At 67.3% G+C, this 21,650-nt stretch carries 21 protein-coding genes; 7 read left to right on the top strand and 14 right to left on the bottom strand.

Annotated features, from left to right (window positions below; genetic code table 11):
- Positions 1-596: 596 nt before the first annotated feature.
- From rpsN to rpmB, 3 genes are read right to left on the bottom strand one after another with little or no spacing between them, the layout of a single operon-like run.
- Positions 597-902 (bottom strand): 30S ribosomal protein S14, encoded by a 306-nt coding sequence (rpsN, locus tag J2X01_RS07205; RefSeq protein WP_043485315.1) that lies wholly within the window; start codon positions 900-902, stop codon positions 597-599.
- A 4-nt stretch (positions 903-906) separates the two neighbouring features.
- A complete protein-coding gene (gene rpmG, locus J2X01_RS07200; RefSeq protein ID WP_011693743.1) occupies positions 907-1,074 on the bottom strand; it encodes a 50S ribosomal protein L33 in 168 nt (55 codons plus the stop codon).
- Positions 1,074-1,310, bottom strand: a complete 237-nt coding sequence (rpmB, locus tag J2X01_RS07195; protein ID WP_011693744.1) for a 50S ribosomal protein L28 — start codon at positions 1,308-1,310, stop codon at positions 1,074-1,076. The genes rpmG and rpmB overlap by 1 nt, the downstream gene beginning before the upstream one ends.
- Before the next feature lie 480 nt (positions 1,311-1,790).
- On the opposite strand from rpmB, the gene J2X01_RS07190 reads away from it, so the two are divergent.
- The 3 genes from J2X01_RS07190 (at position 1,791) to J2X01_RS07180 (ending at position 4,574) form a co-directional block, all read left to right on the top strand.
- On the top strand, positions 1,791-3,227 hold the full coding sequence (locus tag J2X01_RS07190) for a ferredoxin reductase family protein (protein WP_310052334.1): 1,437 nt from the start codon (positions 1,791-1,793) through the stop codon (positions 3,225-3,227).
- Complete coding sequence (locus tag J2X01_RS07185; RefSeq protein ID WP_310052329.1) at positions 3,224-3,748, top strand: FMN-binding protein; 525 nt, start codon at positions 3,224-3,226, stop codon at positions 3,746-3,748. Before J2X01_RS07190 ends, J2X01_RS07185 begins: the two co-directional genes overlap by 4 nt.
- A 64-nt stretch (positions 3,749-3,812) precedes the next feature.
- Entirely contained in the window at positions 3,813-4,574 is a 762-nt protein-coding gene (locus J2X01_RS07180) for an FAD:protein FMN transferase (RefSeq protein WP_310052324.1), read from the top strand.
- Here the strand turns inward: J2X01_RS07180 and J2X01_RS07175 are convergent.
- Complete coding sequence (locus J2X01_RS07175; protein ID WP_310052320.1) at positions 4,571-5,332, bottom strand: SGNH/GDSL hydrolase family protein; 762 nt, start codon at positions 5,330-5,332, stop codon at positions 4,571-4,573. The genes J2X01_RS07180 and J2X01_RS07175 overlap by 4 nt on opposite strands.
- Before the next feature lie 51 nt (positions 5,333-5,383).
- Positions 5,384-5,872: a MarR family winged helix-turn-helix transcriptional regulator gene (locus J2X01_RS07170; RefSeq protein WP_310052315.1), complete on the bottom strand. Its 489-nt coding sequence runs from the start codon at positions 5,870-5,872 to the stop codon at positions 5,384-5,386.
- Between the two features lie 101 nt (positions 5,873-5,973).
- Here J2X01_RS07170 and J2X01_RS07165 point away from each other — a divergent pair, with 101 nt between their 5' ends.
- Complete coding sequence (locus tag J2X01_RS07165) at positions 5,974-6,261, top strand: YciI family protein (RefSeq protein WP_310052312.1); 288 nt, start codon at positions 5,974-5,976, stop codon at positions 6,259-6,261.
- Between the two features lie 31 nt (positions 6,262-6,292).
- On the opposite strand, the gene J2X01_RS07160 is transcribed toward J2X01_RS07165, so the two are convergent.
- The 9 genes from J2X01_RS07160 to J2X01_RS07120 form a co-directional block, all read right to left on the bottom strand.
- Complete coding sequence (locus tag J2X01_RS07160) at positions 6,293-7,129, bottom strand: SGNH/GDSL hydrolase family protein (protein WP_310052309.1); 837 nt, start codon at positions 7,127-7,129, stop codon at positions 6,293-6,295.
- Positions 7,130-7,316: 187 nt separating this feature from the next.
- Positions 7,317-8,384 carry a siderophore-interacting protein gene (locus J2X01_RS07155; RefSeq protein ID WP_310052369.1) on the bottom strand — a complete coding sequence of 356 codons (1,068 nt, stop codon included), beginning with the start codon at positions 8,382-8,384 and terminating at the stop codon, positions 7,317-7,319.
- 5 nt (positions 8,385-8,389) lie between these two features.
- Positions 8,390-9,226 (bottom strand): ABC transporter ATP-binding protein, encoded by an 837-nt coding sequence (locus tag J2X01_RS07150; RefSeq protein ID WP_310052307.1) that lies wholly within the window; start codon positions 9,224-9,226, stop codon positions 8,390-8,392.
- A gap of 1 nt (position 9,227) precedes the next feature.
- Positions 9,228-10,310: a FecCD family ABC transporter permease gene (locus tag J2X01_RS07145; RefSeq protein WP_310052367.1), complete on the bottom strand. Its 1,083-nt coding sequence runs from the start codon at positions 10,308-10,310 to the stop codon at positions 9,228-9,230.
- 35 nt (positions 10,311-10,345) lie between these two features.
- Positions 10,346-11,356 (bottom strand): FecCD family ABC transporter permease, encoded by a 1,011-nt coding sequence (locus tag J2X01_RS07140; protein WP_310052365.1) that lies wholly within the window; start codon positions 11,354-11,356, stop codon positions 10,346-10,348.
- A 64-nt stretch (positions 11,357-11,420) separates the two neighbouring features.
- Positions 11,421-12,509: an iron-siderophore ABC transporter substrate-binding protein gene (locus tag J2X01_RS07135; RefSeq protein ID WP_310052305.1), complete on the bottom strand. Its 1,089-nt coding sequence runs from the start codon at positions 12,507-12,509 to the stop codon at positions 11,421-11,423.
- Between the two features lie 194 nt (positions 12,510-12,703).
- Positions 12,704-16,186: an ATP-binding protein gene (locus J2X01_RS07130; RefSeq protein WP_310052303.1), complete on the bottom strand. Its 3,483-nt coding sequence runs from the start codon at positions 16,184-16,186 to the stop codon at positions 12,704-12,706.
- Complete coding sequence (locus J2X01_RS07125; protein ID WP_310052301.1) at positions 16,183-16,983, bottom strand: DUF4194 domain-containing protein; 801 nt, start codon at positions 16,981-16,983, stop codon at positions 16,183-16,185. Before J2X01_RS07125 ends, J2X01_RS07130 begins: the two co-directional genes overlap by 4 nt.
- 2 nt (positions 16,984-16,985) lie before the next feature.
- Complete coding sequence (locus J2X01_RS07120) at positions 16,986-18,434, bottom strand: DUF3375 family protein (RefSeq protein WP_310052299.1); 1,449 nt, start codon at positions 18,432-18,434, stop codon at positions 16,986-16,988.
- 153 nt (positions 18,435-18,587) lie between these two features.
- Here J2X01_RS07120 and J2X01_RS07115 point away from each other — a divergent pair, with 153 nt between their 5' ends.
- From J2X01_RS07115 to J2X01_RS07105, 3 genes are all read left to right on the top strand, one after another.
- Positions 18,588-18,998: a PepSY domain-containing protein gene (locus J2X01_RS07115; RefSeq protein WP_310052297.1), complete on the top strand. Its 411-nt coding sequence runs from the start codon at positions 18,588-18,590 to the stop codon at positions 18,996-18,998.
- Between the two features lie 219 nt (positions 18,999-19,217).
- Positions 19,218-19,556, top strand: coding sequence for a hypothetical protein (locus J2X01_RS07110; protein WP_310052293.1), 339 nt, complete (start codon positions 19,218-19,220; stop codon positions 19,554-19,556).
- 64 nt (positions 19,557-19,620) lie between these two features.
- Positions 19,621-21,633 (top strand): acyl-CoA dehydrogenase family protein, encoded by a 2,013-nt coding sequence (locus J2X01_RS07105; RefSeq protein WP_310052290.1) that lies wholly within the window; start codon positions 19,621-19,623, stop codon positions 21,631-21,633.
- Positions 21,634-21,650: the final 17 nt, after the last annotated feature.

Here is a 21,650-nt window from a genome sequence, read left to right as displayed (position 1 = left end):
CGGGGTGGCGCAATCCAGTCAATTCAACCAATCCATTACAATAAATTGGTATCAACAAACTTGGCACACTATTGAGTTCTCAAACAACAGACACACCCGGCACCACCACAACCAACATTCAGTCGCGGATCGCTCCGGAGCAACTTCACAAACTTACCCGCTCTCGACCAGCTTTGCAAATCAGCGTTTCCGCGACTCACAACACCACGAGGGGATCCCCACCCCGATTCAGCGCGCAAAACTACGCGCCATTTCCAGGCTGTTTATCAAGGGGGTCGGTCGCTATCTTTCCGCATCAGCGGCGGCGACTCGAATAACTGTACACGCCACATGGACCCCACACAAATCCACCCCCGCAACACCCCCCACACCCCCAAAACCCCCACAACCGCGCGGAAAACCACCCACCCAACACCCCGCCCCCGGCCACACCCGCCAAAAACCACCCCTGTGGGCTGCCTCACCCTCACCCCGGGCCGCCTGCCAGCGCAGCGTGGACGCCCGCCGGCCACCCGCCGTCGGACCTTAAACACAAGAAGGGCCGGCGCCAAGAGGCGCCGGCCCTTCTTCAAGCCACGGGATTCAGGAGTGCTGAATTACCAGGAAGACTTCGTGATGCCCGGGAGCTCACCGCGGTGAGCCATGTCGCGGAAGCGAACACGGGAGATGCCGAACTTCTGGAAGGTACCGCGCGGGCGGCCATCGATGATGTCGCGGTTACGCAGACGTACCGGTGAGGCGTTGCGGGGCAGCTTCTGCAGGCCGAGGCGTGCGGCTTCGCGCGCTTCGTCGGTCGAGTTGGGGTCAACCAGAGCCTTCTTCAGTTCGAGGCGCTTTGCAGCGTAACGCTCGACGATGACTTTACGCTGTTCGTTCTTAGCGATCATTGACTTCTTAGCCATGTGTTTAGCGCTCCTCTCGGAATTCGACGTGCTTGCGGATGCGGGGGTCGTACTTCTTCAGAACCATACGGTCCGGGTCGTTACGACGGTTCTTGCGCGTCACGTAGGTGTAACCCGTACCCGCGGTCGACTTAAGCTTGATGATCGGACGTACGTCCTTGTCCTTAGCCATTAGAGCTTCACTCCTCGTGCCAGGATGGCGGCTACGACTACGTCGATGCCACGCACGTCGATGGTCTTGATGCCACGTGCAGAGACCTGCAGGGTGACGTTACGGCGCAGGGACGGAACCCAGTAGCGCTTCTTCTGGATGTTCGGGTCGAACCGACGCTTGTTGCGTCGGTGCGAGTGCGAAATGCTGTGTCCAAAGCCCGGCTCGGCTCCGGTCACCTGGCAGTGTGCTGCCATGACGACTCTCCTCAAAAATAAATGAAACGGTTGCGGAGTTCCCGCGAACCGTGCGACAGGCGGCGTCCGCATCCAACTCCCACGGGGTCTCGGCGGTTCCGCAGTGTGCATACAGACGGCGTAAACCGGCTGCTTGCCTCACTGCGGGCGAAGATTGTGGGCCACGGGCACCGGGCTGCGGAATCCCTAGGGAAACCACGGCGAAGTACCGGGATGCTGGGCGAATACAGGAGTGCACGCAACTTGAGCCCCTAACTACCGGCCCTCGGGACTGCCAATATTGCAGACAATTCCCGCCAACCGGAGCAATTGCACACGCTCCGCGCCACCTAGCGCCTACCAAGTCTACGAGCTTGACGAATTAAAGACCAATCCGATATCCGGCGGTGTATAAGGAGCGCCACGCGGCCCGGCCGAAGTCACATCGGTACCCCAGCGCTTTCACAGCCAATTGATAGGACGCGGGCGGACCGTGGAGCCATGAACTCTTCACTCCAGATGGCCGTCCCCGGCGCGGCCCGCAGCACTCCCGTGGAATGGTTCCGGGCTCAGTCCCGGAGCCGGCTGTTCCGCGCGGACGTGCTGACCGTGCTCGCGTGGGCTTCGGTAGCTTTTGCCGTCGCGCTGTGGCTCGCTGACGGCGGCGCCACCGGATTCTCGACGGCGGCCGGCTCCTTCACGGCCCTGGGGATCGTCGCGGGCCTCGCCGGCATGGACCTGGTACTGCTGATGTTGCTGCTGGCGGCACGTATCCCACTGATCGACGGCACAGTTGGGCACGACCGGGCCCTTGAATTTCACCGCAGGCTCGGCAAACCGTCGCTGTACCTGCTGCTCGCGCATGGACTCCTGATCGCCGTCGGATACGGGATGGCCGAAGGCCTCGACCCGGCCAGTGAACTGGTGGCCCTCTGGGTTCTGGTTCCGGACATGTGGCTTGCAATCGTGTCCATGGGACTCTTTATCGCCGTTGTGGCCACCTCGCTGGTGGCGGCCCGACGGCGGTTCCCTTACGAGTTCTGGTACGCCGTCCACCTGCTGACCTACGCCGCGGTACTCACTGCTATCCCGCACCAGTTCAGCGTCGGCGGGCTCTTTGCCGAGGGCACGTGGCAACGCTGGTACTGGCTGGCCATCTGCATCGGCACCGGGGCGGTGCTGGCACACTACCGGGTCCTCGAGCCACTCGTGGCCACGGTCCGGCACCAGTTGACGGTGAGCCGTGTCATTGTTGAGGCGCCTGGCGTCGTCAGCATTGAACTGACGAGCCGGCATCTCGACGAACTGGCCGGCACCGGCGGCAGGTTTTTCATCTGGCGGTTCCTCACCCCGGGCATGTGGTGGCATCCGCACCCCTTCAGCCTTTCCGCGGAACCCGTGCTGTTCGACGCGTCGGGCCGGGGCAGGCTGCGCATCACCGTGCGTAACCTCGGCCGGGGTTCGGCGCAGCTGGCACGGCTCAAATCCGGGACAAGGGTCGCCATCGAGGGACCATACGGGCTCTTCACCACAGCGGCCCGCAGCCGGAACCGCGTCGTGATGATCGGAGCGGGCATCGGCATCACCCCGATCCGGGCTCTGCTGGAACGTACGCCCTTTGAACCGGGCGGCGCCACTGTGGTTCTCCGCGGTCATAGCGGGGCGGAACTCTATCTGGGCGGCGAAATCCTGGAACTTTGCCGCCGCCGCGACGCCACGTTGTTCCATCTCACCGGTGCCCGGAGCACCGGCGGGCAGAGCTGGCTGCCGGAGTCGGCCGTCCGTTCGGGACACCGGCTGGCCAGTTACGCCCCGGACATCGCCGATGCCGACGTCTATATCTGCGGTCCGTCCGCCTGGGCGCGCAGTGTGATCACGGAAGCCCGCGCGGCCGGTGTCCGCGAAGAACAACTCCACTACGAAAGGTTCGACTGGTGAGAATACGAGCAGCGGTTTCAGCAGCACTGGCCTCCGCCGGGATCCTTCTGGCGGGTTGGCAGTCGGGCGCGCATGTCGCAGAGACGGGGATCGCGGCGGCCACGACCTCGGGCACGACCTCCGGCACCTCGTCCGGGCCTGGGGCTGCCGGGGGGAATTCATCCGAATCCTCCGGGTCCAGTTCCGCAGGCGGATCCAGCGGATCCACGGGGTCGTCAGGTTCGGCCGGGGCCGCGGCGCAGGCCGCCGGAACCTTCGCCGGCAGTGTGGTCCAGACCCGTTTCGGCTCGGTCCAGGTGCAGATCACGGTTAAGGCCGGCGCGGTCACGGATGTGACCGCCCTCCAACTGACCGACGACGACCGCAAGTCCGTGCAGATCAGCAACCGGGCCGCTCCGCTGTTGCGGGCCGAGGTCATCAAGGCCCAGTCCGCGCAGGTGCAGACCATCGGCGGAGCCACCGTGACCAGCGATGCGTACTTGAGTTCACTCCAGGCGGCCCTCGATGCAGCGAACCTCTAAGCCTTCGCCGGCCGAGAGTCCGGCGCCAAGCGGCCCGGTCCTGAAGAGCAGGACCTTCCAGTGCATGGGAACCGTCATCAGCCTCGCCCTTCCCGCCGGAGCCAACAGCACGCCGGACGGCGGGCTGGTGCTGGAAGGCGCCGCGGCCGCCGTCGAACATGTATTTACCGGTCTGGACGAGATGTTCAGCCTCTACCGCCCGGATTCCGAAGCCAGCCGGTTGGCCCGCGGTGAGGTCACACTGCGGGACGCGTCGGCGGCCTTCCGCGCCCGCTTTGAGGATGCCACGGGCTGGCGGCTGCTGACGGAGGGATTTTTCACCCCCGAGAGGCCCGACGGTGTGCTCGACCTCTCCGGAATCATCAAGGGTTACGCGATCGACCAGGCCGCTTCCGCCCTGGAGTGCGCCGGCGTCGAGGACTGGTGCCTGAACGCCGGGGGCGACGTTCTGGTGAGCGGCTCGCCCGCCCCGGGAACAGCGACGCCGTGGATGGCCGGGATCGTGGATCCGCAGGATCGCGGGACGCTGCTCTCGGGCTTCCCGTTGGGCGGCAATGGCAGCTTCGTCGCACTGGCAACGTCCGGTACTGCTGAGCGCGGCGACCACATTTGGCGCGCCGGAGTGGGCCGGACTGAATTCCGCCGCACCGAATTCCGGCAGGTGTCGGTGGCCGCCACGGACATTGTCACCGCGGACGTCCTGGCCACGGCGGTCGTCGCCGGCGGGAGGCGGATGCTGGACTGGGCCACGAACAGCTGGGACGTCGAGGTGCTTGCCGTCCTTGGCAACGGGGAACTGCTCGCGACGCCCGGGTTCCGCGCCTAGAGGTGCGTGAGCTGCGGGTAGCGCGGCGCCAGGCCGTCGCCGGACGACTTCCCGGTGACGCGGCGGACCACCCATGGTCCGGCGAATTCGCGCACCCAGCGGGCGTTGGCCCGGACCGCCTCAGCCCGGTTCAGCTCCGGGACCGGAGTCATGGGCGGGACATCGATCGAGTGGTCGTGCTCCAGGACCGTGAGGACGCGCTTGGCCATGTTTGCGTGGCCCGCGGCGGACATGTGCATCCGGTCCGTCGCCCACATTCCCCAGTCGTAGTACTCGCTGAAGCGCCAGTAGTCCACCAGGAGGGCACCGTGGTCCCCTGCGATGCCGCGGACCAGTTCGTTGTAGATTGCCGTGCGGCCGCGGGTTGTCCCGAAGATCTTTGAGCCGCGGGAATCGAAGCCGGTGAACATCACCACGGTTGCGCCGGTGGCCTTGAGTTTGCGGATGCCCGCGTCGTAGTCCACCAGCAGGTCATCGATATCGACTTTGGGCCGGAGGATGTCGTTGGCCCCGGCGTAGATGCTCACGAGCGTGGGTTTGAGGGCGACGGCCGCGTCGACCTGTTCGGCCATGATCTGACGGAGCTTCCGGCCGCGGATGGCGAGGTTCGCGTAGCCGAAGCCCGGATCGGCGGCGCCGAGCTGCTCGGCCACCCGGTCCGCCCAGCCCCGGACGCCGTTGGGGCGGGTCGGATCATCGTCGCCGACGCCTTCCGTGAAGGAGTCGCCGAGGGCTGCGTAGCGGAACGTGAAATCCATGGATCCAGTCTGCCAGCAGTTGCCCCAAGCAACAAAGCACCGCAACGGCGCTCAGGCCTGGTGGCGCTCCCGCAGGATCCAGTGGTCCTTATCCAGTCGGCCAACGATTTTCTCGCCGATCCGGGCCAGGTCAGCGACGTCCTCCTCGCTGAGGGCGTCAAGGAAGAGAGTACGGACAGCCTCGACGTGGCCGGGGGCGAGCTCCCTGATGGTTTCCATTCCGTCGTCCGTGAGGTGCGCCGTCGTTACCCGGGCATCGCCGGGATGCGGACGGCGCTCCACCCAGCCGCGGGTCTGCAATTTAGTGACCACATGGGAGAGCCTGGACAGCGAGGCGCTGGTGCGGGCGGCCAGTTCGCTCATGGGCAGAAAGCGGCCGTCGGCTTCGGAAAGCATCGCCAGGACGTTGTAGTCGAAAAGCGAGAGCTTGCGCGCGTGGTGCAGCTGCGTGTCCAAGGCTGCCGGCAGCAGCGTGTTGATGCTCACTTGGGCCAGCCAGGCCCGGCGTTCCTCGGCGTTCAGCCAGCGCGGTTCAGTCATGACTACAGTCTATGAGCATTGAAGATTGACGGTTCAACTTTGCCGGATTCCGTGACGGATGTGTCGGTCCCGGCGCGGGCATCAGGCGGTAGGCTGACCCCATGTATGTAGTCTCCCTGACCTACAGGGTCCCTGAAGAGATCGTTGACTTCCATCTTCCGGCGCACGTCACGTGGCTGCAGGATGCCTTCGACCAGGGCATCTTTATGGTCGCAGGGCGGAAGATCCCGCGCACAGGCGCCCTGCTGCTCTCCAACGCGGACCGCGGCGACCTGGATGCCGCGCTGGCGAAGGATCCGTTCTACATTAACGGCGTGGCCGAATTCGACGTCGAGGAGTTCCATGCAAGCCGTGTGGCACCGGGCTACGAGAACCTGCTGGACAGCTGACGCAGGCTCGCAGCTGTTTAGTTGATGCTGTTCAGGTTGTGGGGATCCGGGCGGTCAGTTTCTTCAGTCCGGCCTTGGGCGGGACCCGGACCGGCTCCGGCCAGCGTGGGCTGAGCTCGTCGCCGAGGGTGACGCCGCGGAGTTTGCGGGCGAAGAGCGGCAGGACCCAGTCCCGGACCCAGCGGCGCTGCCGGCGTTCCCAATCCCGGAGGCCGACTTTTGCCGGCGGCGCCCAGTCTTTGGTTTTCACTTGGTGCTGCACCCCAAGCTGGTCCAGGACCTGGCCGGCGAGGTACTTGTGGCCGGCTTTGGACATGTGGAGGCGGTCCGAATCCCACATCCGCGGATCGTAGAACGCGTCGAAGCACCAGTAGTCCACCAGCACCGCCTCGTACCGCGCGGCCACCTCGCGGACCCGCTGGTTGTAGACCGCGTTCCGCTTCTTGAGCGGTTCCAGCAGCGCCGAGACCCTGACGTCGAACCCGGTAAACAGCACGACCGTGGCCCCGCTGGCGGCAAGCCGGGCGACGAGGAACTCGTAGTCCTTCATCAAGGCGTGGATGTCGGTTCCGATGTCCAGGACGTCGTTGCCGCCCGCGTACAGGGTGATCAGGGTTGGTTCCATGGCGAGCGCCGGTTCCAGCTGTTCCGCGATGATGTGCCGCAGCCTCTTGCTGCGGATGGCAAGATTGGCGTACTCCCACCCCGGGTCTGCCTTCGCCAGCTGTTCGGCCACCCGGTCCGCCCAGCCGCGCACGCCGTTGGGAAGCCGGGTGCTGTAATCCCCCACGCCCTCGGTGAAGGAATCCCCCAAGGCAACATAAACCCGCCGTCCGTCAGCGCCCGGGGATAGAAGGTTTTCTGCCATGGACCCACGCTAGCCAGCCCGACAGTCCAGCAGAGAAAGACGCGGTAAACGGCTGGGGCACAATGGCGAGCCAAGCTACACGGCCGCTGCCGGTGCTTTGCGAAGGAGCGCATCGCCGACTAAGGCCGTCCGCGGCCGATGGAGGTGTCTAAGCGACGGCAAAGCAGCGGTGGCGGGCGCCGGCCCTTTAGAGTTCGGCCTTCCCCTGCCGCCAGTACCCCATAAACGCCACCTGCTTCCGGTCAATCCCGACGTCGCGCACCAAGTACCGGCGCATTTCCTTGACGACCCCCGCCTCACCGGCGATCCAGGCATAGAACGGCATTGCCCCCGCGGGCTTGTCCGGATTCCGGCTGGCGCTGATCGCCGCTGTATTCATCCGGGCAGGAGTCTCCCATAGGATGTCGCGGTCCACGTTGACGTCCTCGGGCTCGGGACCGGCCGCGGGCTCAAGGGATGGCCGGAGCCCGACCCAGCCGGGGAGGGTGACTGCCGCGCGGACCGCAGCCTGCAGCAGTTCACCGTGCGGCCGCGCGCGGCCGATCGCCGCTCCGCGTGCAAGCCAGGTGATCTCGACGTCGGCGGCTGTTGTGAGGCTCTGGAAGTCTCCGGCTTCCGGAACCTCCAGAACAGCGTGCCCGCTCACGTAGGACGGCAGGCTCTCGAGAATGGCGCTGATGGCCGGGACGGCCGTCTCGTCTCCGGCGAGCAGGACCCGCTGGGCCAGACCCGGACGCCATTCGATCCCGGAGTATGTTTCCGCAGTGACGCAGTGCGCGGCCCGGTTGTTCGGTCCAATCAGGGTCAGGGTGTCCCCCGGCTTGGCGTTGAGGGCCCAGTTGGCGGCCGGCCCGCCATGGCCCGCGCCGTCGAAGTGCAGCACGAAGTCGACGTCGAGTTCAGGGTAGACGGCGTCCAGGCGTTCCTGCCGCACGGTGTAGGTCCTCATGGACCCGCGGGTCGCCGCATCCATTGCCAGCCACTCGCGGTACCAGCCGGTCCGCTCCGTCCGAAGCTCCGGCAGCGGCAGGGCGGTGCCGTCCGCGGCCAGCGAGGGGATCATGAGCTTGATGCGCAGATCCAGGGTGCTGCCGTGGACACCGAAGTTCTGCAACGAATGGCCGCCCAACGTGACCCGCCGGAAGTTGGGCCCGAGCTGCTGGACCGCCGTGACCTGAACGTCGAAGGCGAGGGTCATGGGCTCGGTCGGCAGGGTTTTCAGGCCCGCCCGGGTGCGGGCCGGGGTGGGGTTCATTGCAGTCATGGGACCAGCTCCAGGGTTGTGTTTTGTGGGACGTCGGCATGGTGCCGTCCCAGCGGGATGATCAGGGGTGCACCGGACACGGGGTCCGGAAGCACCCGGGACTCCAAGCCGAAGATTTTGCGGACCAGGTCCTCGGTGACCACGGCACGGGCGGAGCCTTCGGCCACGATCCGCCCGTTCTTCATCGCGATGATGTGGTCCGCGTACCGGGCCGCGAGGTTGAGGTCGTGCAGCACGATCGCCACTGTGGTGCCGCGCTGGCGGTTGAGGTCCGTGATGAGGTCCAGGACCTCCACCTGGTGGGCAAGGTCCAGGTAAGTGGTGGGCTCATCCAGCAGCAGCACTTCGGTTTCCTGCGCCAGGGCCATCGCGATCCACACCCGCTGGCGCTGCCCGCCGGATAGTTCGTCCACGTTCCGCCCGGCCAGCTCCAGCGTTTCGGTGGCGGCCATCGCCTGCTGCACGGCACGCTCGTCGCCCGCAGCGTCGCCGGGCCGCCCGGACCGGAAGAACCCCTGGTGCGGGTAGCGGCCCCGGCCCACGAGGTCCCGGACGGTGATGCCGTCCGGCGCCGTCGGGTGCTGCGGAAGCAGCCCGAGGGTGCGGGCCACTTCGCGGGCGGGTCGGCGGTGGATGTCCCGGCCGTCCAAGGTGACCGTGCCGGCCGCAGGCTTCAGCAGCCGGGCCAGGCCCCGGAGCAGGGTGGATTTTCCGCAGGCGTTGGCGCCGACAATCATGGTCACCTTGCCCTCCGGGATCACGGCCGAGAGCCCCTCGATCACGGTCCGCTGATCGTATTTCAGCCGCAGGCCGGAGGCCTGAAGAGTTGCCATCTCAGGCATCCTTTCGATTGGAGCTGACGAGCAGCCAGAGCAGGAACGGGGCACCCAGGGCACCGGTGACCACTCCGACGGGCAGGACTGTTCCGTCCAGCAGCAGCGGAGCGATGTTGGCGGCGAAGTAGTCTGCACCCAGCACGATCAGCACGCCGGCCAGGGCCGACGCCGGCAGGCTTGCCTTGCCGGCGAAGCGGCGCGCGATCGGTCCGGCGAGGAACGCGACGAACGCCACGGGCCCGGCGGCCGCCGTCGCCGCGGCAGCCAGTCCGACGGCGGTGATCACAATGGCCAGCCGGGCGGCGCCGACCCTGACGCCGAGGCCTGCGGCCGTGTCGTCACCAAGTTCGAGGATGCGCAGCGGCCCGGCGAGGAGCGCGACAGCGGGAACCAGGCCGAGCAGCGCGAGGCCGAGGACTCCGGCCCGGTCCCAGCTCGCGGAGTTGAGCGAGCCGTTGAGCCAGACCAGGACGTCGGCGGCGGTGCGGATATCCGCCCGCGTCATCAGGAAGCTGACCACGGAGTGGAGTGCCGCGGCGATGCCCACGCCGGCCAGGATCAGCCGGCTGCCGGCGGCGTCGCCCCTGCGTCCGCCGGAACCGAGGGATCCGCCCCGGGAGATGGCGTAGATGAGGCCGGCAACGCCCAGCGCACCGGCGAACGCGGCACCCGAGACGGCGGCGCCGGAGGCGCCGAAGACAACAATCGCCGTCACAGCCGCGGCGCTGGCCCCGTAGCTGATGCCGATCACGTCGGGGCTGGCGAGTGGATTGCGGAGCATGGTCTGGAACAGTGCACCGGAGAGCCCGAACGCGGCGCCGATCAGCGTGCCCACCACAGCGCGCGGCAGTTTGTGCTCCATCACGATGAAGCTTGCTCCGGGGATTTTCTCCCCGCCGGTGAGGTGGGCGGCCAGGATCCTGCAGAAGTCGGGGATGGTGACGGTGTAGCTGCCCAGGAGCACGCTCGCGGCGAAGAGTGCTGCGACGGCAAGGGCCAGGAGGGCGGTGCGGCTCCGGAAGAGTCCGCGAGATGGCAGATAACGGCGATGTTTGCGCGGATCACTGCCGCCAAGTGCCATCTCGGTGGAGGTCTCCCGGGTCAGGGACGCGGTTCTCACAGTCCTGCTCCCTTGCCGCGCCGGACCAGCCAGACGAACACCGGGGCACCGACGAGCGCGGTCATGATACCGGCGGGCACTTCACCAGGGAGCAGGATCACGCGGCCGATCACGTCCGCGGCCAGCAACAGTGCCGGGGCCAGGACCAGGGAGAAGGGAAGGATCCAGCGGTAGTCGGGACCGGTCAGGAAGCGGACGGCGTGCGGAATGATGAGGCCCACGAAGCCAACCGGGCCCGCCAGCGCCGTGGCCGTGCCGCAGAGCAGGACGATCCCGAGCGCGGTGATGCCGCGGGCCAGCCCGACACGCTGGCCCAGGCCGCGGGCGATGTCATCGCCGAGGGCGAGGTTGTTGAGCATCCGGCCCGTGGCAAGCACAATCGCGGCCCCGAGCAGCAGGGACGGCAGTGCGGGAAGGATCACCGACCAGTCGCGGCCGGCGATCCCGCCGACCTGCCAGAACCGGAAGCGGTCCAGAGTGTCCCTGCTGGACACGAGGATGACGTTCATCAGCGAGACAAGTCCCGCGCTCAGGGCGGCGCCGGCGAGGGCGAGCTTCACGGGCGTCGCGCCGTCCCGGCCGAGGGATGCGATCAGGTAGACCACGACGGCGGCGGCCGCGGCGCCGAGGAACGCGAACCAGATGTACCCGGACAGCGAGGAGACGCCGAAGACGTAGATTCCCGCGACGACTGCCAGCGCGGCGCCGGCGTTGATTCCGATGATGCCCGGGTCCGCGAGGGGGTTGCGGGCCACACCCTGCATCGCGGCGCCCGCGAGCCCGAGCGCGGCCCCGGCGAGCAGGCCCAGGACGGTGCGTGGAATGCGGGCGTGGACCACGGCGTGGTCGCCGTTGCCCGGATCGAACCGGGTCAGTGCCTGCCACACGGTGTCCAGGGCCAGGCCGCGGGCGCCGATGGCGAACGACGCCAGCGTCACGAGCGCCAGTACGACGACGGCGGCCAGCAGCCAGAGCGCCCGCGGTCCCCGGGCGGGGCCGGGCGGGATTTCCGGGGCGGGCGGGGCGGCCGTGCGGACCGCCGTCGTCGTAAGTGGGCTCACGGTGCGCTGGCTACTTGACTTGGTCCGCTGCGCCGGCCAGCTGCGGCAGGAAGGTGTCGAGGGCCCAGGGCAGGCTAAGCGGCGAGGACGCGGAGATGGACAGGGTGAGCGTGTTGTCGGAGTCGGCGACGAGGGCGCCGCTCTTGATGGCCGGAATCTGGCTGAGCAGGGGGTCGGTCTTGATTGCATCGGCAGTTGTCGCGTCCGGGACCCAGGTCACGAAGACGTCAGAGGCGAGTTCGTTGGCCTTCTCGGCGGACCACGGGATGAAGAACTCCGCGGAGCCCTTGGAGTTGTCTTCCACGACGGGGGCCAGCTTCATGCCGATCTCGCTGAGGAAGCGCGGACGGTTGTCATTTGCCGTGTAGACGTTGACGCCGTCGCCCTTGGCCGGCTCGAGATTGCCGTAGATGAAGGTCTTGCCGGCCAGCTGCGGGTACTCCGAGACCTTGCCCTGGATCGTGGCCTCGGTGTCGGCGACCAGCTTGGCTGCTTCGGTTTCCTTGCCGAGAGCCTTGCCGATGATGGCTGTGGAATCCTGCCAGGACGTACCGTACGCCACCTCGGGGTGGGCCACCACGGGGGCGATCTCGCTGAGCTTCTTGTAGTCCTCTTCCGTCAGGCCGGAATAGGCGCCGAGGATGACGTCCGGGTTGAGCTTCGCGATTTCGGTGAAGTTGACGCCGTCGGCCTCGGAGAACTGGGCCGGGGCCTTCTCGGAACCGAAGCCGGCGTCGAGGTTCTTGAGGGCGGCGTCCTTCCACGGGGTGGAGCCCTCATCGTTGCCGCCCCACTCGTTCTTGGGCACACCAACCGGAACCACGCCGAGGGCAATTGCCACGTCGTCGTTGACCCAGGACACGGTGACGACGCGCTTGGGCTGTTCCTGGATGGTGGTTTCGCCAAACGTGTGCTTGATTGTCACCGGGAAGGCGGTGCTGGCCGACTGGCTGGTGGCGTCCGCCGCCGTCGAGCTGGCCGGGCCGGTGGAGCAGGCGGTCAGGGAGAGTGCGACGGCGGCCAGGGCAGCAGTTGCCTGGCCGGCCGTGCGGAGGAAGCGGCGCCTGGGCAGGGCGCGGCTCGGGGCAGGGAGGGTCATGGGATTCCTTAGGTCAATGATGCGAACCTAAGTAAGGCTAGCCTACCCTTTGACTAATTACGCAAACCTTTCGTAACGTATTTGAAGGGATCTCAGCTCTTGTCCCGTCTAAACACCAACGAGGGGTCACTCACCGGCCCATCCCGGTGGCGATTATGGGCGGTAAGTGACCCGCGTTGGTTTGGTGCGGAGGGTCAGCGCAGGACGATGTCGACCGGGTTCGCCTCGGAACGCCAGGTCCCCTCGGATCCGGGGCGCGGTCCGATCACGGGAGCGGTAAGCACGCCGGAGCGGTTGGTGCGTTTGTCCCGCAGGATTTCGGTGACGGAGCCGAGGTGCCGGGACAGGTCGATCACGTTTTCCGGTGCGGCCAGGAGCAGCTGGAAGCCGAACTCATGCAGGGCCTTGATGCCGGCGCCGGCGAATTCCTCCGAGGCCAGCACAAAGGCCTCGTCCATCATCACCGTGCCGTAGGTGGTGAAGCCCTGCTCGGCGATGCCCAGCTGGTAACTCAGCGCCGCGGCCATGATGAACGCGGTGAAACGCTGCCGCTCGCCGCCGGACATCGAGCCCGTATCCGCATGCATAAAGACCTCGGTCTTCGCCGCGCCCGTCCCGGCCCGCTCGGAACCGGCGGCCAGCACGTCGCGGTGCTCCTTGCACTGGATGAAGAGGTGGCCGCGGACGTCCAGCACCTCGGCACGCCAGCGCCGGTCCTCCGGGGTCTGCGAGCCGAGCCGTTTCACCAGTGTTTCAAGTGATTTGTAGCGGTTGGTGAGCTCGGCGTCGTCGTCCGCTTCAGGGCTGCCGGCCCCGGCGGCCGGGCCGGTGGACCGTCCCGGCCGGGTGTGACGGACCCTGAGCGCGTTCTGGATCGCGTCCTTGAACTGCTTCGCGGTGGCGGGCAGGGTCTGCTTGATGTCGAGTTCCAGGAAGCTGCCCTCATGGAAGTTCACCTCGGACAGGATCCCGTTCAGCGGCAGGATGCGGCTGGTGATCGAGCGCCGTTCCTCGTCCAGCAAATGCAGCAGAGTGCTGAAGGACTCGTGCGTGCGCTGGTTGAAGAACTGCCGGAATTCGGCCTCCTGGGCGGGAAGCCCGTCGCTGACAATGGCGTGGTACCGGGCTTCGAACTCCCCTGCGGCGCCGATCGACGTGCCGTGGTCCGCGGAAATCGCCGTGCCCCACTCACGCACGAAACCCTCGAAGCTGCGGGTGAGCCGCTCCGACGTGGCCTGCCCGCGCGATTCGGCAGCGTGCAGCTCGGCGAGGAGCCGGGTCCGGACCTGGTTGGCAAGGTTGTCCAGTTCGTGCATTTCCAGGACGTTGCCGCCGTCGGTGAAGTACGGTTCCAGCGCGGTGACAGTGTCGTCCGACGGCGGCGACTGGGCCAGGCGTTCCCGCGCGGCGTCCAGCAGCGAATCGGCCGCGGATAGCTGCCGGTCGAGGGCCTTGTATTCGCTCTGCAGCACAGCCGCCGCCTCGGTGCTGGACTGGTGCTTGTGCCGGGCCGCCTCGATGTTCGCGCGCAGCGGTTCGAGGTCCGCCTGCGCGGCGAGGGCGTCCGTGAGGCGCTGTTCGATCCGGGCGAGTTCGTCCGCCGCCACGCCGGCCGAGACCTGTTCCCAAGGGCGGTGGTCCTCGGCCACCCGGCGCAGGGCCTCGAGCTGCCGGGTCATCCCCTGGTGCGACTCCTCCCGGCTCTGCGCCAGATCGGCGGCCTTGGCCAGTTCCTGCTGCAGGTCCTCCACCTGGGCGGCCACGAGCTCCAGCTTGGCGGCGTTGTCGAAGCCGAGGACATAATCCTGGCGGGACGTGAAGCGGTCATCCTTTTCCACGGTGTGGCGGTTTCGCTTGACCACCCCGCCCAGGCTAAGGCCCTTGTCCAGCCGCGCCAGTTCCGCCGGGTCCTCCACGCACGGGTAGGCAAAATCGAGGGCGATCCGTTCGCGGATCCACTCGGCGGCCCCGGCGCCGGGTCCCATCGTGAGGATGTCCAGTTTGGTGAGCAGATCGCCGTCGGCCGCGTCCTGCACGGCCAGCGCTCCGCCGGCCAGGGGCTTGGAGACGTCCACAGCGCGCAGCGCACCGCGGACGGGATGGTCGTTGAGGTAGCGGGTGACGGCGGTGAAGTGCTCGCCGGGGACCAGCAAGGTGGTGGCGAGGCTGCGCAGCGCGCGCTCCGCGGCCGGGCGCCACTGTTCCTGGCTCTCGGCGAGATCGATCAGTTCGCCGCCGAACGGCATCAGCTCCTCGGTGACTCCCGTGGCCGCGGCGATGGCGCTTCGGTTCTCGATGCTCGACGGCGGCAGCAGCGACTTGCGAGTCCTGAGCGAGACCAGTTCCTGCCGGGCGGCGGCGAGCTCACGCTTCTTGGTCGCGTGGCCGTCGAAGGCCTCGAACCGCAGCTCCTTGAGGGCCTCCGAGTCGTCGTTCAGCTCGGCCGAGCGGGCGGCTGCGTGCTCGTGGGCCTGCTCCCAGCCGGTCGCGGACCACTGAAGTTCCAGGCCGGCGTCGGAGAGTGCCTTGCGGGCTGATTCCTCGACCTGCTGCCGGAGTTTGAGCCCCACGCGGGCGTTTTCGAGCGACTGCTCGATCGCGGAGATCGCGTTGCCGCCCTGGTTGTTGTAGTCCGTCTCAAGCTCGCGGAGCTCCTTGGCCAGGACGTCGCGGATGCCGCGCTCGGCTCCGAGTTCCTGCGCCTTGGCCTGGGCCAGGTCCTTGAACCGGGCGAGCGTTTTCTCGTGGACCGTGACTGCCAGCTGCTGCTTGTAGGCCTCGAATTCCTCGCCGGCCAGCTCCCGCAGCCTGTTGGCTTCGAGCAGGGACTGGGCATACTCCTTGTTCAGCCCGGGGACCGGGGCCAGTTGGTCGCGCTGCTGCCGGACGTCCTCAAGGCGCTGCCGGATGGACATCAGGTTGCTGAATTCCTCCACGACGCCATCGGCCGCGGCCAGCGTGGCGGGCGCGTCCAGGACCTGGTCGCGGAAGAAGTTGTTCACGCTGCCGCCGAGGCCCTTGCCCGCCTGGATGACGCGCAGCAGCGGCAGTGCCTGGTCGGAATTGATCCCGAGCAGCCGCCGGAAGCGTTCCGCGAAGGCCTTGTGCACATCGAAGACCTGGGCGTCCGGGAAAATCGCGTCCAGCGAAGCTTTGGTGAAGCGCTTCTCCGCAATGCCCTCAAGGGCGGCAAGGTCCAGCGGCTCGTTGTCAATCAGGTAGTACCGGCCGACGCTGGACTCGGTGCCGTTCTGGGGCAGGTCGAACAGCGCCGAAACGGTCACCCGCGAGCCCGCGGCATTGTCGAAGGTCAGGGCGACGGCGGACCAGGTGGCGCCGGGGCGCTGGAACGCACTGGCCGACCCCTCGCCCACGGCCTTGTCGCCCACCTTGCCGCGCATGTACGTGAACGTGGTGCGCTTGTCCTCCACCGCGCCGCCCGCGCGCTGGGCGGCTGCCTCGTTGGAGCGCGGCCTTGCATCGAAAACCCGGAGCATCGCGTCGAACAGCGTGGACTTGCCGACGCCGGAATTGCCGGTCAGCAGGGTGCCGTTCCGGTCGACGTGCATCGTGTGGGCGCCGTGGAACGTGCCCCAGTTGACCACCTGGACCAGGGCGAGACGCATCTGGCCGGGGTTCGTGAGCTCGCCCATCGGGAGCATCGTGGCGATGCTCACTTGGCCCCCTCCGCATCGTCGGTGTGCTCGCCGTCCGCGGAGCTGTCGCCGTCGAACTCCAGCAGGGGTTCTGTTCCCGACTGGTCGGTGGCGGCGGCTACCAGGGCGTCGATTTGGGCCGGGATGTCGCCGATGTTTTCGAAGGGGAGGGCGAGGGGGAGGGCGTTGGAGATGGTGTAGACCTCGTCCAGGCCGGTGCTGAGGAGGAGCTGGCGGGCGAGGAGCTTGGTGACGGCGCGGTTGACGACGTCGGAATCGCGCAGGGCATCCTGCTGGCCGGCCGGCTGGTAGTGCGCCACCAGCTCGGCGATTTCCTCGCGGGTGATCGTGGGGTCTGTCTGGGCTGTGACGTGGCGGTCCAGGAGCAGCCGCAGGCGCAGCAGCACAATGGTTTCCACCCGGCTCAGCGCCCGCTGCTGGCGCAGGATGCTGGAGCGGGTGCTGCCGCCGATGGCCTCGGGATCCACCGGGCGCAGCACGGCCACCTTGCGTTCGTGGTCCAGCTGCAGGGTCAGGAAAAGTTCGGACAGGCGGCTGCGGAGGATCAGCTGGTTGTCCAGCAGTGTGGTCCAGAGTTTTTCGTCCCGACCGCCGTCGATGTACGGGCCCTTGAGGAGTTTCACTAGGGCCTGCCGGACCTTCATCGGGAGCACGCCGGTGTCGCCCGGGAACAGCGCAGCGCCGTCGAGAAAGGTATCCCGGGGTGTGACCGTGAAGGGATCGGCGTGGACGTGCTGGGCGGGCGCCGCCTCCGGTGCTTCCTGGGCCTCCGCTGCTTCACGGGAAATTTCAGTCATCTTCAATCCTTCTTGAATGTGACGACCGGCAGGTACGCGGTGCGCGTGGAGCCGTCGATCTGTTCGAAGTCGAGAGTGTCCCAGGCCTCACGGTCAAAGCCGGCACCTTCGTGCAGTGCGTGGGAGAGCAGGGCGCGGATCGAGTTGATGTGGCGTTCCCCGGCCGGGAGCTGCTGCCAGGCCTCGGCCAGCGTGGCAGCTCCGGCGAACGCGGCGCGGACGGCCTCCGGGCGGGCTTTGCCGGTCCGCGGCGAGCGCACCCGGTCCGAGTCGCTGAAGGCGATCGGGTCGGCCAGCCTGGGCGGGGCGGCGAACTCGTCCGGGTCGAACAGCTTGACCATGGCCAGGGACTCGAAGCCAGCATTGAACAGCACCGGGCCGCGGACCAGTCCGGGGCGTTCGCGTTCGTACGGCAGGGACCGGAGGGCCTGCTCAGCTTCCCGGAGGACCTTGCGGAGCCGGATGGACTGCCGGAAGTCCTCGCTCTGGACGTAGGTGTTCAGGCTTTCGCTGAGCTTGCCGTAAATCCGCTGGATCTGGCTGTGCTGGGTCCGCAATTCCGCCACCAGGTTCTTCAGCGTCTCACGTTCCTCATGGCTGAGGTCATCGGCGAACTGTCGGCTGAGCACCTCGCCGATCGCCGATCGGAACCGCAACTGCTGCTGCGGGTCGTCCAGGAACGCGGTGAAGGAACGGAAGGTCCGCCCCTCCGGGCTCTGCCGGAGCCGCTTGTCCGCGTCCAGCACCTGGGCCATCGTGGCGCCCTTGCTCAGGGACTCCTCGATGATCTGGTTCCGGAGCTCCCCCACCAGCTCCTCGATCCGGTCACGCATCTTCTTGTAGTCCGCGGGCAGGCTCGCCGCGAGGTCCAGGATGTTCCCGGCGGCCTCGACGGCCTCCTCGTCGTCGAGCAGCCCGTCAAAATCACCGGAGCTGATGTCCTCGATGAGCTGGCGCCGTTCGCCGATTTCCTCCTCGAGCGACTCCAGCCGGGCGCTCTGGTCCGGGTTCGTCTCATTGGCAAGCTTCTCGACGTCGCCGAGCAGCGTGCCGAGCCGTGAGCCGTTGAGGGTGGACCGTTCGCTGGAAAGGCTGTCCAGGAAGGCGAGGACGCGGGCGGCGGCCTCGGTGACCTCGTATACGATCTGCCCGGACTGGTTCCGGCGGGTCAGGAAGCTCTTGCGGGTCCACTCATCGCCAAATGACTTCCCGCTGGCGGAGCCGCCCAGCCCGGGGTCCTGCCGGCGGAGCTGCTCCAGGAAGGCGTCGACGTCGGCGTGGAACTGTTCCAGCGGAAGCTGCGGGCGCGTGCGGGTAAAGGACGCCTGCAGCACGGCGATCACCCACGGCGCCGAGCGGGTCAACGCCCAGGCGGGACCTTTGGTGAGAAGTTCGAGGTCCCGCAGCCGGGCACTGATGGCGTCGGCCGAGGACAGGGCGGAGCGGGACACGCACTCTCCTTTAGCTGCCGTGGGATCTGGATCGGGCAGCGAATAAGGAAAAACTGCCAGCTACAAGGTTAACGCAGGCCCCGGTTTGCATTCTTCGTTGTGTGCCATCCACGGCAGGAGCAGACTATGAACATCACCTGATTGGAGTTTGCCATGGGTAAAAAAGCACTAGTGATCACGGGAGCGGCAGCCGCGGCGGTCATTCTCGGCGGCGCCACGGTCGCAGTCGCGGCAAGCGCCCAGACGGCCGCATTCAGGCTTCCAGATGCCCGCGTTGCCGCCGTCGACCTCGACCGTTCACTCCGAGCGGCCACCGCCGAAGCACCCGACCACGACGACGACTCCAGCCAGCCCGCACTGAACGCCGATGAGCAGAACAAAGCGGGCAGCGCGGCCCTTGCCAGCGTTGGCCAGGGCACAGTGCGCGAAGTCGAACGGGAGAACGAGGGCAGTTCCGCCTACGAGGTGGAGGTGCTCCTGAACGACGGCACCCAGGTTGAGGTCCAGCTCGGTGCCGACTTCCAGGTCCTCAGCCAGGGCGCCCCCGAGCGCGACGACGACTGAGCCGCGCCCAGGATTGACACCGGAGATCTTGAGCGGAGGTCTTGAGCGGGGCGTGGCGGCCGGGGTAACCTGGCCGCGACCGCCCCGTGACCTACGCCCCGGTAGTATTTCGATCTCATATCAAGAATTCCGCCATGCGCCGTGGACTCTGGCTAGCGCAACTCCCGCACCCTACGCTCGGGCTACTGATTCAACCGAAGCAATGGTGCAGGGGGAAGAATGCAGTTCGACTTAAGCGCAGTGGAAACGGCAACGCTGGTGTTCCTGGGAACGCTGGTTTTTGCCCTGGTGATCACGCTTTTCATGATGACGGCGTCCTTCGTGGCCCTGGTGCTGGTCGGCGTCGGCCGGCTCGCCTGGATCATCGCCGCCAATATCGTGCTGTGGCTTGTCCACGGCATCAACCACGGCTGGGACCGACTGGTGCGCCACGCCGCGACGGTGGAGCTTCCGGGTGACCGTGCCAGTGACTTCGTCGCGGATATCGCGGCAGAAATTATGGGCCAACCGGCCCCTAGTACGGGCAGCTACCCGCGGGTAGTATTGCGGGACAGCTGAAGGGTCCTCCACCCCAGGCGGATCCAGGGCTCGAGCCGGTACCCCCGGTGCGAGGAGATGCCCAATGAGCTCCGCCGTTGAGAATCCAGCCACTGACGGTCCGGCCGACAGCCCTGCCGCCGAGGTCCCTGTCCCACCTGAGCAGCTGGGTCCGGACGCCACCGCGGCCGACGCGCGGGCCATCACCGAGGCCGCCCGCGAAACAGCCTGGGACCGGCCCAGTTTCGCCAAGGGCCTGTACCTCGGCAGCTTTGACCTCAGCCTGATCCATCCCTGGCCGGAGGCCCCCGCGGACGATGTCGCACGCGGGGAAGCGTTCATGGCCCGGCTGACGGAGTACTGCCGCACCATGTCCGGGCGGACCATCGAGCGTGACGCCCGGATCCCCGATGAATACGTGAAGGGGATGGCGGAACTGGGCGTCTTCGGCATGAAGATCCCGCGCGATTACGGCGGACTCGGCCTTTCGATGGTCTACTACGGGCGGTCGCTGGCCTTGCTGGGGTCGGTCCACCCCAGCCTCGGCGCACTGCTCTCCGCACATCAGTCCATCGGAGTCCCCGAGCCGGTCAAAGTCTTCGGCACCCCGGCGCAGAAACAGGAGTACCTGCCGCGCTGCGCGGCGGGCGCCATCACCGCGTTCCTGCTGACCGAGCCCGACGTCGGCAGCGATCCCGCGCGGTTGGGCGCCACCGCTGTCCCGTCCGACGACGGGGAGTCCTATGTCATTGACGGTGTCAAGCTGTGGACCACCAACGGCGTGATCGCCGAGCTCGTGGTGGTCATGGCAGTGGTCCCCTCCCGCACGGACCCTGACGGTGCAGTCCACAAGGGCGGAATCAGCGCCTTCGTCGTCGAGATGGACTCCCCCGGCATCACAGTGGAGAACCGCAACGCCTTTATGGGCCTGCGCGGCATCGAGAACGGCGTCACCCGTTTCCACCAGGTCCGCGTGCCCGCGGCCAACCGGCTGGGCCGTGAAGGCCAGGGCCTGAAGATCGCCCTCACCACGCTCAATACCGGCAGGCTCTCGCTTCCCGGGCTCTGCGTCGGCTCCGGGCGGTGGAGCCTGAAGATCGCCCGCGAATGGTCCAACGCCCGCACCCAGTGGGGCCGTCCGGTGGGAAGGCATGAAGCTGTGGGCAAGAAGATCGCCTTCATCGCGGCCAGCGCCTTCGCCCTGGATGCGGTCTTTGAGCTGACGGCCGAAATGGCCGACGCCGGGCAGAAGGACGTCCGGATCGAGGCGGCCCTGGCCAAGCTGTGGTCGACGGAGATCAGTTGCCGGATCGCCGACGAACTGGTACAAATCCGCGGCGGCCGCGGCTTCGAAACCGCTGACTCACTCGAGGCCCGCGGCGAGCGCGCCGTGCCGGCGGAGCAGCAGCTCCGCGACCTGCGGATCAACCGGATTTTCGAGGGGTCTTCGGAGATCATGAAGCTGCTGATCGCCCGTGAGGCCGTGGACGCGCACCTCGCCGCAGCCGGCGACCTCGCTTCCGAGGATGCCAGCCTGTCGGACAAGGCCAGGGCCGCCGTCGGCGCTTCCGGCTTCTACGCGAAATGGCTGCCCAAGCTTGTCGCCGGGGCCGGCATGGACCCGCGTTCCTACAGCGACTTCGGCCGCCTCGCGAAGCAGTTGCGCTTCATCGAGCGGTCCTCCCGGCGGCTGGCCCGGCAGACCTTCTACGGGATGGGGCGCTGGCAGGCCCGGCTCGAGCACAAACAGGCCTTCCTCGGCAGGATCGTGGACATCGGGGCCGAACTCTTCGCCATGGCCGCCTGCTGCTCCCGGGCCGAAATGCTGTTGCGGACCGCGCCGGAGAAGGGCGCTTCCGCCTACGAACTCGCCGAGGCGTACTGCGAACAGGCCCGGGTGCGGGTGGACGAGTACTTTGACCAGCTCTGGCGGAACACCGACGACGCCGACCATGTGCTTGCCCGCAATGTCCTGGCCGGTGACTACGAGTGGGTTGAGGCCGGTGTGCTGGACCAGTCCGAGGGCACCGGCCCCTGGATTGCCGACGCCAGCCCGCGAGCCTCGGTGAAGGTGAATCTGCACCGGAACTACCGCTGACGACAAGATCGTCCGCA

Origin of the sequence: Arthrobacter ginsengisoli, from assembly GCF_031456935.1 — a bacterium.
GTDB lineage: Bacteria > Actinomycetota > Actinomycetes > Actinomycetales > Micrococcaceae > Arthrobacter > Arthrobacter ginsengisoli.
The sequence above is the reverse complement of the archived record's forward strand: the minus strand, read 5'-3'. Positions and strand labels throughout refer to the sequence as shown.

Coding starts and splice junctions, on each gene's coding strand:
- J2X01_RS07135 (WP_310052305.1), bottom strand. CDS start 12,509: ATGACCCTCCCTGCCCCGAGCCGCGCCCTGCCCAGGCGCCGCTTCCTC.
- rpmB (WP_011693744.1), bottom strand. CDS start 1,310: ATGGCAGCACACTGCCAGGTGACCGGAGCCGAGCCGGGCTTTGGACAC.
- rpmG (WP_011693743.1), bottom strand. CDS start 1,074: ATGGCTAAGGACAAGGACGTACGTCCGATCATCAAGCTTAAGTCGACC.
- J2X01_RS07115 (WP_310052297.1), top strand. CDS start 18,588: ATGGGTAAAAAAGCACTAGTGATCACGGGAGCGGCAGCCGCGGCGGTC.
- rpsN (WP_043485315.1), bottom strand. CDS start 902: ATGGCTAAGAAGTCAATGATCGCTAAGAACGAACAGCGTAAAGTCATC.
- J2X01_RS07155 (WP_310052369.1), bottom strand. CDS start 8,384: ATGAACCCCACCCCGGCCCGCACCCGGGCGGGCCTGAAAACCCTGCCG.
- J2X01_RS07110 (WP_310052293.1), top strand. CDS start 19,218: ATGCAGTTCGACTTAAGCGCAGTGGAAACGGCAACGCTGGTGTTCCTG.
- J2X01_RS07170 (WP_310052315.1), bottom strand. CDS start 5,872: ATGACTGAACCGCGCTGGCTGAACGCCGAGGAACGCCGGGCCTGGCTG.
- J2X01_RS07160 (WP_310052309.1), bottom strand. CDS start 7,129: ATGGCAGAAAACCTTCTATCCCCGGGCGCTGACGGACGGCGGGTTTAT.
- J2X01_RS07180 (WP_310052324.1), top strand. CDS start 3,813: ATGGGAACCGTCATCAGCCTCGCCCTTCCCGCCGGAGCCAACAGCACG.
- J2X01_RS07175 (WP_310052320.1), bottom strand. CDS start 5,332: ATGGATTTCACGTTCCGCTACGCAGCCCTCGGCGACTCCTTCACGGAA.
- J2X01_RS07105 (WP_310052290.1), top strand. CDS start 19,621: ATGAGCTCCGCCGTTGAGAATCCAGCCACTGACGGTCCGGCCGACAGC.
- J2X01_RS07150 (WP_310052307.1), bottom strand. CDS start 9,226: ATGGCAACTCTTCAGGCCTCCGGCCTGCGGCTGAAATACGATCAGCGG.
- J2X01_RS07145 (WP_310052367.1), bottom strand. CDS start 10,310: ATGGCACTTGGCGGCAGTGATCCGCGCAAACATCGCCGTTATCTGCCA.
- J2X01_RS07125 (WP_310052301.1), bottom strand. CDS start 16,983: ATGACTGAAATTTCCCGTGAAGCAGCGGAGGCCCAGGAAGCACCGGAG.
- J2X01_RS07190 (WP_310052334.1), top strand. CDS start 1,791: ATGAACTCTTCACTCCAGATGGCCGTCCCCGGCGCGGCCCGCAGCACT.
- J2X01_RS07165 (WP_310052312.1), top strand. CDS start 5,974: ATGTATGTAGTCTCCCTGACCTACAGGGTCCCTGAAGAGATCGTTGAC.